This is a genomic window from Phyllobacterium sp. P5_D12 (assembly GCF_054049495.1).
Genome location: NZ_JBFUMG010000086.1, coordinates 1 through 12,862 on the forward strand (window position 1 = coordinate 1; position 12,862 = coordinate 12,862).

At 55.4% G+C, this 12,862-nt stretch carries 13 protein-coding genes; 7 read left to right on the plus strand and 6 right to left on the minus strand.

Annotation, left to right across the window (positions count from 1 at the left end; all coding sequences use genetic code 11):
• The 3 genes from ACXJ5O_RS08455 to cobM all read left to right on the plus strand — a co-directional run.
• A partial coding sequence (locus ACXJ5O_RS08455; protein ID WP_457299498.1) for a tellurite resistance TerB family protein occupies window positions 1–325 on the plus strand: 325 nt, incomplete at its 5' end.
• Entirely contained in the window at window positions 322–714 is a 393-nt protein-coding gene (locus ACXJ5O_RS08460; protein ID WP_457299499.1) for a cobalamin biosynthesis protein, read from the plus strand. The genes ACXJ5O_RS08455 and ACXJ5O_RS08460, both read left to right, overlap by 4 nt.
• Window positions 715–716: 2 nt before the next feature.
• Window positions 717–1,478 (plus strand): precorrin-4 C(11)-methyltransferase, encoded by a 762-nt coding sequence (gene cobM, locus ACXJ5O_RS08465; RefSeq protein WP_457299500.1) that lies wholly within the window; start codon window positions 717–719, stop codon window positions 1,476–1,478.
• Here the strand turns inward: cobM and ACXJ5O_RS08470 are convergent.
• A complete protein-coding gene (locus tag ACXJ5O_RS08470; RefSeq protein WP_457299501.1) occupies window positions 1,470–2,216 on the minus strand; it encodes a cobalt-precorrin-6A reductase in 747 nt (248 codons plus the stop codon). The two genes, cobM and ACXJ5O_RS08470, sit on opposite strands and share 9 nt — an antisense overlap.
• Window positions 2,209–3,324: a cobalt-precorrin-5B (C(1))-methyltransferase gene (locus ACXJ5O_RS08475; RefSeq protein WP_457299509.1), complete on the minus strand. Its 1,116-nt coding sequence runs from the start codon at window positions 3,322–3,324 to the stop codon at window positions 2,209–2,211. The genes ACXJ5O_RS08470 and ACXJ5O_RS08475 overlap by 8 nt, the downstream gene beginning before the upstream one ends.
• Window positions 3,325–3,428: 104 nt before the next feature.
• On the opposite strand from ACXJ5O_RS08475, the gene cobA reads away from it, so the two are divergent.
• From cobA to cbiB, 4 genes are read left to right on the plus strand one after another with little or no spacing between them, the layout of a single operon-like run.
• Window positions 3,429–4,268: a uroporphyrinogen-III C-methyltransferase gene (gene cobA / locus ACXJ5O_RS08480; RefSeq protein ID WP_457299502.1), complete on the plus strand. Its 840-nt coding sequence runs from the start codon at window positions 3,429–3,431 to the stop codon at window positions 4,266–4,268.
• A gap of 5 nt (window positions 4,269–4,273) precedes the next feature.
• The gene (locus ACXJ5O_RS08485) at window positions 4,274–5,563 is read left to right on the plus strand and encodes a cobyrinate a,c-diamide synthase (RefSeq protein WP_457299510.1); all 1,290 of its coding nucleotides are present in this window, start codon (window positions 4,274–4,276) and stop codon (window positions 5,561–5,563) included.
• The gene (gene cobD / locus ACXJ5O_RS08490) at window positions 5,563–6,576 is read left to right on the plus strand and encodes a threonine-phosphate decarboxylase CobD (protein ID WP_457299503.1); all 1,014 of its coding nucleotides are present in this window, start codon (window positions 5,563–5,565) and stop codon (window positions 6,574–6,576) included. Before ACXJ5O_RS08485 ends, cobD begins: the two co-directional genes overlap by 1 nt.
• A gap of 28 nt (window positions 6,577–6,604) precedes the next feature.
• Window positions 6,605–7,585, plus strand: coding sequence for an adenosylcobinamide-phosphate synthase CbiB (gene cbiB / locus ACXJ5O_RS08495; RefSeq protein WP_457299504.1), 981 nt, complete (start codon window positions 6,605–6,607; stop codon window positions 7,583–7,585).
• Window positions 7,586–7,591: 6 nt separating this feature from the next.
• On the opposite strand, the gene ACXJ5O_RS08500 is transcribed toward cbiB, so the two are convergent.
• The 4 genes from ACXJ5O_RS08500 to ACXJ5O_RS08515 are packed head-to-tail and all read right to left on the minus strand — an operon-like array spanning window position 7,592 to window position 12,159.
• On the minus strand, window positions 7,592–8,413 hold the full coding sequence (locus ACXJ5O_RS08500) for an ABC transporter permease (protein ID WP_457299505.1): 822 nt from the start codon (window positions 8,411–8,413) through the stop codon (window positions 7,592–7,594).
• A complete protein-coding gene (locus ACXJ5O_RS08505) occupies window positions 8,410–9,357 on the minus strand; it encodes an ABC transporter permease (RefSeq protein WP_457299506.1) in 948 nt (315 codons plus the stop codon). The genes ACXJ5O_RS08500 and ACXJ5O_RS08505 overlap by 4 nt, the downstream gene beginning before the upstream one ends.
• Window positions 9,358–9,379: 22 nt before the next feature.
• Window positions 9,380–10,861: an ABC transporter substrate-binding protein gene (locus ACXJ5O_RS08510; protein ID WP_457299507.1), complete on the minus strand. Its 1,482-nt coding sequence runs from the start codon at window positions 10,859–10,861 to the stop codon at window positions 9,380–9,382.
• Between the two features lie 26 nt (window positions 10,862–10,887).
• Window positions 10,888–12,159 carry an acetylornithine deacetylase/succinyl-diaminopimelate desuccinylase family protein gene (locus ACXJ5O_RS08515; protein WP_457299508.1) on the minus strand — a complete coding sequence of 424 codons (1,272 nt, stop codon included), beginning with the start codon at window positions 12,157–12,159 and terminating at the stop codon, window positions 10,888–10,890.
• Window positions 12,160–12,862 lie beyond the last annotated feature (703 nt).

Consider the following 12,862-nt stretch of genomic DNA (forward strand, 5'->3'; position numbering starts at 1 on the left):
GCATATAGCGTTGGCGGATGGAAAGACTGACAAAGCCGAATACGCCGCGATTTTGCGGGTCGCTTCGAATGATTTCGGAATTTCGCCTGAGGAGTTCGGAGAAGTCGCTGAATACCTCAAGGACTTCGGTTACGAGACCACGAGTACCCAAGCGGCGCTGGCCTTTGCGGACGTGTCGTTTGAACGTAAGGTTCAGTTGCTGCGTCATCTTTTGGCGATTGCGAATGCCGACGATGAATTGGATGCCAAGGAAGCCAATCTGATCCGCAAGACGGCCGATCTTTTGGGCGTGACACCGGAAGAATTGCACAAGAAGCACGTATGACTTCGCCAATCTATGCGCTGGGGGTGGGGTGCGAACGTGGATGTGTGCCGGACGAGCTCTTGGACCTCGTCAACAAGGTCTTGCAAGATGCGGCCATTGAGTCATCGGATCTAAGCGGCATTCACTCGATAGACTTGCGATGGGGCGAGCCAGCCATTGTGAATGTGGCGCGGAAATTCAACTGCCCTGTCCGCTATTTCAGTGCTTCTATACTGGAAGAACAGACGCCGAGTTTGCTGAACCCGTCCGATCGCGTTTTTGCGCTGATGGGATGTCACGGCGTGGCTGAAGCCGCCGCGCTTGCAGGTGTTGGTCCGACGGGCGTATTGGTCGTTGGAAAAACAAAATCGGCTCATGCTACAGCAGCATTGGCTGCAACAAAGAGATAAAAATGACGGTCCATTTTATTGGAGCAGGCCCAGGCGCCCCCGACCTTATTACTGTGCGCGGATTAAAACTGATTCAATCCTGTCCGGTCTGTTTGTATGCAGGATCATTGGTTCCAGCGGAGATGGTCGCGGAAGTACCCGAAAACGCACGCGTGGTCGATACATCGTCGCTCACGCTTGATGAGATCATTGCAGAGTTCGAGACGGCTCACGCGGAAGGTAAGGATGTGGCGCGCGTTCATTCCGGGGATCCGTCGATATACGGCGCGGTGGCAGAGCAGATGCGGCGTCTTGATGCATTGGGCATCCACTATGATGTGACGCCCGGCGTTCCGGCATTTGCTGCCGCCGCTGCCGCCTTGAAAAAAGAACTGACGGTTCCGGAAGTATGCCAGACCATCATCCTGACGCGCACTTCCGTCAAATCGTCCTCTATGCCGGAAGGCGAAGATCTGGCAACTCTTGGGAAATCGGGTGCGACGTTGGTTATCCACCTTTCGATCCGCAATCTGGCACGTATCGAGACCGAACTTACTCCGCTCTACGGCGCTGATTGTCCTGTCATTGTTGCTTATCGCGTGGGCTGGTCAGACGAACAGTTTATTTACGGAACGCTTGCCGATATTGTCGGCAAGGTAAAAATATCGGGCTTGAATCGTTCAGCGATGATTTTTGTTGGGCGCGGTCTAGCGGCAGATACTTTCCGGGATTCGGCTTTATATCACAAAGGTCACACGCACTCGCTGCGCAAGCGTTCAAGCTGAGCCAAAAAGTTTATCAACGAACAGGATAACGCTTTCGATATCGGCCACACTATGGGTGCTGGGGCGATGAGGACGATCAATCATGATCACAGGAATGCCCAGATCGCGCGCCGCCTTGATCTTGGTGTAGGACGCGGTCCCGCCGGAATTGCGGCAAACGATATGCGTGAGACGTTTCGTCGTCAGGAAAGCAGTCTCGTCATCAACTTTGCCAGGCTTCGACAATTCCAGTTCGAAATCCACGAGATCAAGCGGCGCTTCAGGTGGATCTATCATTCGCACGACAAAATGCACGTCGCCCCGACGGGAAAATGGTGCGATGTGTTGTCGTCCAAGCGCGAGAAGCACACGTGCCTTTGCGGGGATGAGAGAAACCGCGCCTTCAAGTGAAGCCACAATCGACCAGCTATCGCCAGGTTTGATGTGCCAAGCGGGGCGCTCAAGCCGCACGAAAGGCGTTTTCGTTGAAGCTGCTGCAAGGATGGCATTGTCGGAGATCTGCGTTGCGTAAGGGTGTGTTGCATCGATGAGCAGAGATATTTCCTGTTTCACGATGTACGCAATGAGGCCTCTTGCGCCACCAAAACCGCCGATGCGAACTTCGCCCTTGAGTGTTGCCGGATTAAGCGTACGTCCCGCCAAAGATGAAATCACGCGGTGACCCTGCGAGGCGAGACGAGACGCGAGTTTTGACGCCTCGGCAGTGCCACCCAGAATGAGAATTGGACCATTAGACACGGGAAAGAACTGTACCCTTGCGATCGGTAACGATGACCTCTACTTCGACCGGGGCGCCTTTGAGTGTGGCAAGAGCTGTTTGCCTGGCCCGTGTGGCAATAAGACTGGCGAGATCAATTCCCATAGATTGTGTCAATTCAAGCACTTCCTGCGCAGTGTTGGCATTCAGAATCCGCTCCCTCACACTTGGATTGAGCCCCAGCTTTTCAGCTTCATCAGCAAGAAAAGTCATGCTGACCTGGCTGCGGCCAGAATGAAGATCGAGCGCGCCTTGTGCCAGTTTTGTCAGCTTGGCAAAGCCGCCGGCGATTGTCAGCCGATCGATTGGATGAACGCGCAGGTATTTCAGCAAACCGCCGGCGAAATCGCCCATGTCAAGAAGCGCAATCTCCGGCAGATGATATATGGCTTGCGCCGCATCCTCGGAGGTGGAGCCGGTCGCGGCGAGAACATGCTTGAGGCCTACTGCACGTGATACGTCGATGCCGCGGTGGATCGAGTGTATCCAAGCAGCGCAAGAGAAGGGGTGAACGATGCCAGTGGTTCCCAGAATCGAAATGCCGCCGACAATGCCAAGACGCGGGTTCCAGGTTTTCTTGGCCAACTCTTCGCCCTCAGGCACAGAGATTGTGATGACGATATCTGCTGGTAGATCATATTGCGCACAGATTTCCTCACAAATCCGGCTCATCATTTCACGTGGTACGGGATTGATTGCCGCTTCTCCGGGAGGAATCGGCAAGCCTGGCAGGGTGACCGTGCCAACGCCTTCGCCCGCGACAAACTGTATGCCGGTTCCGGGCGGTGCGGGAAACACCGTCGAGATTATCGTGGCACCATGCGTGACATCGGGATCATCACCGGCATCTTTGACAATACCTGCCATTGCATAACCATCGCCGATCGATTCGATCGCCAGCTGGAAGTGTGGAACTTCGCCCTTAGGCAGAATGATCGCTACAGGATCGGGAAATTCGCCTGTGATCAACGCGATCAATGCCGCCTTGGTCGCAGCGGTTGCACAAGCACCCGTAGTCCAGCCTCGACGCAAGGGCCGTTCGCTCGTCTCGTCGGGTTTCCGCTGTCCTGCATCGGGTTCGTCGCTCATGCGGATCTTATAGACCAGCTTCTGCACCCGTTGCATGATTTTTCCGATAAGTTCATGCTTACGGCCAGAAAAATTGTGCTATGCGCAAAAGATCGGAATGAGCGATGAGCGCAATGAATTCGAAGCTGCCAGTTTTTGAAACGGGGCACGTCTGGCTGGTAGGAGCAGGGCCGGGCGATCCTGGACTGTTGACCCTGCACGCTGTCAACGGACTCGAACAAGCCGACGTCATCGTCTACGATGCTTTGGTCAATGAGGATTGCCTGTCTTTCGCTGCTCCTGGCGCAGCGCTGGAATATGCCGGCAAACGAGGCGGGAAACCGTCGCCGCAACAACGCGATATATCGCTTCGACTGGTCGAACTCGCGAAGTCCGGCAAGCGAGTGCTGCGCTTGAAAGGCGGCGACCCTTTCGTTTTCGGAAGAGGTGGCGAGGAAGCGCTGACCTTGGTCGAACATCAAGTGCCATTTCGGATTATCCCCGGCATCACGGCTGGGATCGGTGGTCTTGCCTATGCGGGCATTCCCGTCACGCACCGCGAGACCAACCAAAGTGTTACCTTCCTGACTGGACATGATGCTACCGGCCTCGTTCCCGATTCGATGGACTGGAATAGTATAGCCAAGGGTTCTTCGGTCATCGTCATGTATATGGCAATGAAGCATATCGGACTGATTGCTTCTCGCCTGATTGCTGCTGGTCGCTCCCGGGAGGAACCAATTGCCTTCGTCTGCAATGCCACAACGGGCCATCAAAAAGTGCTTGAGACAACGCTCGAGAGGGCCGAAACTGACGTTCAGCAATCGGGCCTCCGCCCTCCCGCCATCGTGGTGGTGGGACAAGTTGTCCGCTTGCGTGCGGCACTCGACTGGCTCGGCGCGGCGGAAGGTCGTGTGCTTACGCAGGATCCGCTTGGAACCCGCCGGGAAAAGGATGCGGGATGAAAGGCATGATTGTTGCCGCTCCGTCATCTGGCAGCGGCAAGACGACCGTCACGCTTGGATTGTTGCGCGCTCTTCGAAATCTCGGTGTGGAGATTGCGCCGGCAAAAGCGGGGCCAGATTACATCGACCCGGCTTATCACGTGGTGGCGAGCGGTAGTCCTTGCGTCAATCTCGATCCTTGGGCGATGCGGCCGGATTTGATCAGTGCATTGGCTGCGCGTCATACCGAAGGCAACAAGATGCTCGTGGTCGAAGGTATGATGGGCCTTTTCGATGGTGCCAGCGATGGGCGCGGGTCTGCGGCCGATCTTGCGACACATCTGTCGCTTCCGGTCATTTTTGTTGTCGACTGTGCGCGGCAATCGCATTCGATTGCCGCACTCGTTAGTGGTTTTCGAGATTTTCGCCGCGATGTGATGATTGCGGGCCTAATCCTTAACAGGGTCGGCAGTGTGCGCCATGAGACCATGCTGCGTTCCGCACTGGAGTCCGTCGGCATACCGGTTCTCGGTTGCTTGCCGCGTGACGAGGGGTTGCAATTGCCGGAACGGCATCTTGGGCTCGTACAGGCGGGTGAACATCTCGAACTTGAGGCTTTCATCACGCACGCAGGTAATATCATTAGCGACAGGATCGATCTCGAACAGATCCAGCAAATGGCCAATCGCTATGGTCCCACTGGATCGATGGCAAATGTATCCCGCATTCCGCCTCTTGGACAAAGGATAGCTGTTGCGCGTGACAACGCATTCGCGTTTTCCTACTGGCATCTGCTGGACGGCTGGAGGCGGCGCGGCGCCGAGATAAGCTATTTTTCACCGCTTGCGGATGAAGCGCCGGCCGGAGACAGCGATGCTATATATCTGCCTGGAGGCTATCCAGAACTTCACGCCGGCCGCCTTGCCCAAGCGGGTAACTTTGCTTCTGGCGTCAAGAACGCTGCGGCCAGGGGTGCGACCATTTATGGCGAATGCGGGGGATACATGGTGCTGGGTGAGAGCATCGAGGATGCGATGGGCCAAGTGAACCCCATGCTTGGGCTCCTGCCCGTTGAAACAAGCTTTGCAAAACGAAAGATGCATCTTGGCTATCGCCGCCTAGAACTACTTACGGCGGCTCCGTTTCAGATGGAGCTTACGGGACACGAATTTCACTATGCCAGTATCGTCCGCGAGGGCGACGCCGAACGGCTCTTCCGCGTTCGGGATGCACTGGGTGAAGATTTGGGCGAAGCCGGGCTGCGCGTCGGATCGGTGAGCGGCTCCTACATGCACATAATTGATTTGGCGGGATAATGCAGATTGAACATGGAGGCGCGCTCGATCGTGCTCTGGAACGTTTCGGTGGCGCGCCATCCGACTGGATTGATCTTTCGACCGGGATCAATCCGGAAGTATTACCTCTGCCGTCGATTGGTCTTGAAATCTGGAATCGCTTGCCGGACGAAAAACTGCTCACGTCAACCCTTAATGCCGCCCGAAAATATTATGGCGCGGCGGCTGAGGCGGGAATCGTTGCAGCGCCAGGCACACAATCGCTTATTCAAATACTGCCTGATATCGTGGCTGCAAAAGGCGAAGTTGCGATCGTCGGTCCGACCTATCAGGAGCACAGCGCGTCATTCCTCAATGCGGGCTGGCGGATTTCGAGTTGCATGAGCATCGACGAGATTCTGCCATCTTCGAAGGTTGCGGTTGTGGTCAATCCGAACAATCCGGATGGACGAATTGTCTCAAGGACATCTTTGCTTGAACTTGCTGGACGAATGGAGAGCAGAGGTGGCGTCCTGATTGTCGATGAAGCTTTTGCGGATGCCCATACAGAAGCAAGCATCGCAGACCACACAGGGATAAGTGGGCTGATTATCCTGAAATCTTTTGGCAAGTTCTTCGGCTTGGGAGGGTTGCGATTGGGTTTTGCGTTSACGACGCACGATATTGCGCTGGCGCTCAAGCTCCGGCTGGGTCCGTGGGCGGTATCKGGCCCCGCCCTAACCATCGCATCCCATGCGTTTTCCGATGAAATCCTCCTTGCAGGTTTTGCGAAGCGGTTGAGGGCCCGTCGTGAGCTGCTTGGACGGGTCCTGGCAGAAGCGGGTCTTTTACAAGTTGGTGGCACAATGCTGTTTTCGTTGGTGGAGTTTAAGCAGGCTCGGCAGCTGCACGAAGCTTTATGCGAGCAACATGTGTTGACAAGAAAATTTGACTACGCGCCACAATGGTTGCGTTTTGGTCTGCCATTGGATGAGAATGCGGCTGAACGATTGCAGCAACGTCTTCGTATTGCGTTAAGTGCAATACCCGGCTGATTTTTGGTTCAACAGGATCGAATTATTCATGGAAATCAATCTATTGATTCTGTTTCTTGCCTTGCTTGCCGATCGAACTTTCGGTGATCCCGATGGGTTGTGGCGGAAAATCCCCCATCCCGTCGTCCTGTTTGGCAAAGCGATCGAACTGGCCGACAAGCAGCTCAACAAGGCTAGCGATTCGGACGATGAAAGGCGGCGTGATGGTTTCCTTGCGATGGTGGGTTTGCTGGTGCTGGCAGCGTTCATTGGTTTTCTCGTGCATCTCGCGCTGCAGACGATTCAGCCCTTTGGCGGTTTGATCGAGGCGCTGATTGTTGCGGTGTTTCTGGCGCAGAAGAGCCTCGGCGAACATGTCGAGCGTGTGGCAGTAGCCCTGCGCGAGGAAGGTATCGTCGGTGCGCGCCGCGCCGTTTCGATGATTGTCGGACGTGACCCCGAAGTTCTTGATGATGCTGCGGTAAGCCGCGCCGCCATCGAAAGTCTTGCTGAAAATACTTCCGATGGCATCATCGCGCCGGCATTTTGGTATGCCCTGCTGGGGCTTCCCGGGCTTTTTGCCTACAAGATGTTAAATACGGCAGATTCGATGATCGGGCATTTGAATGATCGTTACCGTGATTTTGGGCGGTTCGCGGCCAAGTTCGATGACGTTGCCAACTGGGTACCCGCAAGACTGACAGGTCTTCTGATCTCGGCAGCAGCCTGGGTCGTGCATGGCTATGATGCAGCGCTTCGCTCGTTCAATGTGATGATGCGCGATGCGCGGCTACACCGCTCGCCCAACGCGGGGTGGCCTGAGGCGGCGATGGCGGGGGCAATTGAAGTGGCACTCGCAGGCCCCCGCGTTTATGGYGGCGTGATGGCGAACGAGCCGATGTTGAACGGTGCAGGGCGCCGCGATGCCGGAGCCGAGAACATCGAGGACGCGCTTAACATTTTCAGCGTGACAACCGGAATTTTTACAGCCGCAATCCTGGCGCTGTTTCTGCTCGGATTGCTCTTGTAACGGCGATCACTGAAATCTTGGGTCAAGCACATCGCGCAAACCATCGCCGAGCAAATTAAGCCCGAGAACTGTGATGACAATCGCGAGACCGGGAAACAGGGCCATGTGCGGAGCCAAGCCAATCATAGTCTGGGCTTCGAACAGCATTCTACCCCAGCTCGGCATGGGAGGTTGTGAACCCAGTCCAACATAAGAAAGACCTGCTTCGGCAAGAATGCCGAGCGAAAACTGGATGGTCGCCTGCACGATCAAAAGAGACGCGAGATTTGGCAATATGTGGTCACGCGTAATGCGGGCCGGGCTTTTACCAATAGCGCCCGCCGCTATCACAAACTCGCGCGACCACAGGGAGAGGGCAGCGGCACGGGCGACACGCGCAAAAACCGGGATATTGAAAATGCCGATCGCGATAATTGCGTTGATCGCGCCTGGGCCGAAGACTGCGGTAATCATCACCGCGGAGAGTAACGCGGGAAAGGCGAAGACAAGATCGTTGAGGCGCATCAGAACCTCATCGACAAAACCGCCGGTTGCGGCACCCCACAGGCCAAGCGGCACGCCAATGCCAGCGCCAATTGCTACTGAAACTGATGCTACAGCGATGGAATTACGGCTCCCGACCATGATCATCGACAGAATGTCACGACCAAAATGATCTGTGCCGAGCCAATGCGCTGCGGATGGCGGCTTTAGCTTGCCCGCGATATCGAAGGCTTCCACCGGGTAGGGCGTCCAGACGAATGATAGCAATGCCACCAGCGCGATCAGGCTCGTGACGACGAGGCCGACGCAAAAGGATCTATTCGCCAGTGCCTTGCCGATGTTCATGAACGGCCCCGCAATCGGGGATCTACTACGGCGTAGGAAAGATCGACCAGCAGATTGACAAGGATGAGAGTAGCAATGAGCAGCATGACGACGCCCTCGACCACAATGAGATCCCGCTGGGTGATTGCCTGGAACACCAAACGACCGAGGCCCGGCAGATAGAACACGTTCTCGATGATGATCGTGCCAGCAAGGAGGAATGCGAATTGCAAGCCAAGAATAGTTAGAACGGGGATAAGAGCATTGCGCAACGCGTGACGGTATAAAACCTGCCGCTTGCTCAAACCCTTGGCGCGAGCCGTGCGAATATAATCCTCACCGAGTACTTCCAGCAGAGCAGAGCGGGTGATGCGGGCAAGGATCGCGGCTTGAGGGAGAGCAAGTGCAATAGACGGGAGGATCAGTGATTTAAGGCTCACACCGAAGCCTGCGCCCCAGCCCGGGAAGCCGCCGGCCGGAACAAGCCTCAACGTCACTGCGAATAGATAGACCAAGAGCAGGGCGAACCAAAAATTTGGTATCGCTACACCCACCTGCGAAACTCCCATGGCTAGCGTATCGGAGAACTTGCCGCGTTTTGACGCGGCAAAAATGCCGACAGGAAGCGCGATCAAGGTGGACAATGCCAACGAGATCACAGCGAGTGGCAATGAAACAGCAACCCGCTCCTTGATGAGGTCAAACACGGGAACCGAATACGTATAGGATTTGCCAAGGTCTCCGGTGAGCAGCCCGCCGAGCCAGCTGAAATATCGTACAATCAGCGGCTGGTTGAGCCCCATCTGCTCCTGCAGATTGTGGACGGCGTCCTCGGTGGCATTCATCCCCAGCATCAGTCGAGCGGGGTCTCCCGGCACGATTTCAAGCATCGCAAAAACAACAAGCGATGCGGCGAGAAGTGTAAGGATGGCGATCAACGCACGCTTCGTGGCATAGCTCAACATCGAACGTGCGCACCGGATCGCATTAGTCCAACCACTTCACAGCGGTTAAATCATTGGCCTGAATCGGCCCGTTTTCCCAAAGTCCTTCGATCTTTGCATCCCAGATGCCAGTTTTGGGAAGCTGAAACAGGAACGCCGCAGGTACGTCTTTTGCGAGCAATTTTTGCGCCTGCTGGTAAAGTCCGGTGCGTTCAACGCCATCGGATGTGGCGTCTATTTGTTTGATCAGATCCTTGAAGGCCGGACTGTCATAATTGAAATAATAGTCGTCGCGGGAAAAAATGTTCAGGTCGTTCGGTTCGGTATGAGAGACGATCGTCATGTCATAGTCTTTATTCTTGAAGACCTGATCCAGCCATTGCGCCCATTCCACCGGAATAATTTCCGCCTCGATGCCGATTTCACGCAGTTCGGCCGCGATAATTTCACCGCCGCGCCGGGCGTAGGTGGGTGGCGGAAGTTTCAGCGTTGTCTTGAAGCCGTCAGGATGACCGGCCTCCGCCATTAGCTTCTTCGCAAGTTCCGGATCGTAAGCAGTTTCCGCTGTCAGATCGATATAGGCGGGGTGATGGGGCGGAAAGAATGATCCGATGGGCGTCCCAAATCCGAACATTGCACCATCGATCAACGACTTCCGATCAATGGCGTGGGTGATGGCCTGACGGACCTTTGGATTGTCAAAGGGCGGCTTCTTGTTATTCATGCCGAGAACCGTCTCTCCTTCGGTCGTGCCGATGACAACCTTAAAACGCGGATCAGCCTGGAACTGCGGGATGGTTTCATAACTCGGAAAAACCGGAAAAGCCTGGACGTCACCTGCCAAGAGCGCCGCCGTTGCGGCAGCCGGATCTGGGATGACCCGGAATGCGGCTTTGTCGAGCAATGCTGGTTTTCCCCAATAATCGGCATTTTTCGCAATGACAATCTGCGAGCCCTTCGCCCAGCTATCGAATTTGAATGGACCAGTTCCGACAGGTTTGTCCTTGTTCGTCCCGGCGCTTTCAGGCGCGACGATGACCGCATCGCCCCAGCCCATATTGTAGAGGAAATCACCGCTCGGCTGTTTCAGAACCACCTTGACTGTTAGTGGATCAACAACGTCAACCGTATCGATGGCTGCAAACAGACCCTTTTGTGCGTTGGTGGATTTGTCGCCACGAGCACGATCGAGCGAAAACTTGACGTCATCGGCGTCGAATGCTGTGCCGTCGTGAAATTTGACGTCCTTGTGCAACTTGAACGTATAGATCTTGCCGTCGTCCGATTGTGTCCAGCTTTCGGCGAGGGCGGGAAGAACCTCCCCCTTTGCCCCGATACGTGTCAGACCCTCGAAGATATTTGCATAGACGATCTCGTCGATAGCTGCCGCGGCGCCCGCGGTCGGATCGAGGTGCGGTGGTTCCAAAACGATGCCGAGAACAAGATCGGTCTTCGCGGCAAAGGATGCTGAGGACATCACCAAGCTTATTGCGACACCGGCGATGGCTAACTTCCATGATTTCATCCAGTAACTCTCCAGCTTTTTTGCAATCAGGCCGATCGCGACAGTAGTACCTTTAAACCGAGCGCCATGACGTTGGCGGATTGGATCATGTCTTCGATACCGACATATTCGTCCGGCCGATGCGCGAGGTCCAGTATGCCCGGGCCGTAGGCTATGCAGTCGTGTAGTAGCCCGATGCGTGCAATATGTTTTTGATCGTAAGTACCGGGTGAGATCACGTACTGCGGTTCCCGGCCGAAAACTGACCGGATTCCCTCGGCAACTGCGGTGACGACCGGCGTATCACGCTCGGTCATCAATGGTTGCACTTCCATGATGTCGCGAATGCTGTAGTGAAATTTCGGTCGCTCCCACTGCAGCCTGTCAAGGATCGAAACGACCTCGCGTTTAACCTCAGTGATGTCTTCCTCGAGCAGGAAACGGCGATCGATGGTCAGGCGACAGCTATCGGACACGTTGGGCGAGGGCAATCCAGAATAATCGTCAGTCTGTCCGCCATGGATGGAGTTGATATTCATGGTGGATCGCCGCGCACCATCGGGAACCACCGGCATCGAGGTTTGCTTTTTGTCCAGGGCGGGGAAAAGTTCCGTTTCGAACGCTTCAAGGACCGCGCCCATATGGCGAATGGCACAGTCCCCCAAAAACGGCATCGACCCGTGGGCGATTTCGCCCTTGGTTTCGATTTCTGCCCACCAGACGCCGCGATGACCGAGACAGATACGGTCCTTGTTGAGCGGTTCCGGAATGATGACGTGATCGACGCGGGGCTTCGAGAAGAAGCCTTTGCTGGCGAGATAGGCAACACCGCCGAAACCGCCGGATTCCTCATCTACCGTGCCGGATATTTCTATGGCGCCAGCGAAGTCAGGATAGACCTCGATAAATGCTTCCACTGCAATGATTGAAGCGGCGAGTCCACCCTTCATGTCACAGGCGCCGCGGCCATAAATCTTGCCGTCCTTGACGACACCTTCGAACGGGTCGACGGTCCAGCCTTCACCCGTTTCAACGACGTCGATATGGGAATTGAAGTGCACGGTCTGGCCATGGGTGCGACCATCAAAGCGGGCGACGACATTTGTGCGCGGGTAGCGGTCCGTGTCGCCAGGCGTCCCTTCGCCGCGGATCAACTGGGTCTCAAAGCCGATCAGCTGCAACCGCTTCGCGAGAAATTCTGCGCAGGGCGTATAGGCCTCGCCGGGCGGGTTGATAGTGGGGAAACGGATGAGATCGCGCGTCAGCGCTATCAGGTCGTCACGCCGTTTCTCAATGGCACGGGAGAGTTTGTCATCCATGCCTTATCAATCAGCACCACTCCCGATTTGGCAAGTAGCAACTTGTTGTCTGACGACAGTAGAACGCTCCAACCTTGAGAAACTTGGCCATGGGCAAATTTTGGGCTCTGGTTGTAACTTTACAAATGAAACACTGGTGACGATGCAAGCGCAACTATAACACTGAAAGCACCGGGCCAGTTGAAAGTAAATTGCGCCCTTATGCAGGTTTGTCGCACCCGCTTGAACTGCATTTTGGTGAGGGCCATCTTCTAGTCGCCGCAATATAGCGGTTCCATTCATCGACAGGACTACGAAATGCTCCGCGAAAAAAGAGTAGCAGAGGAAGAATTTGTATCCATTGACCAGGATAATGCTGGACTCTCCACCAAGCGGAGCGGGACATGCATTCCGGGTGTCCTCTGCGTGATTGGCCTCATCCTGGCAATTGCACTGCTCACGCCAGAGCGGGCTACGGAGCATTCGCAACAGCCCGCATTGGAGCAGATACAATAACGCGGGCTGCGGCCTGTGAGATCGGCACAACCGTTCACTAGCTCTAGCCCAGCGATCAGTCCACTGGTTTTACCAGTCCGACCGAGACCGGTGCCGTTTTCCTGACAACGCAATCCTGTAGACCCGCTAAGATGTTAGTGAGTCGAACGCGCATGCTCTTTGCAAAACCCGCAGATTTCTTGCAAGACTGCCGCTAAAGGATCAAGAC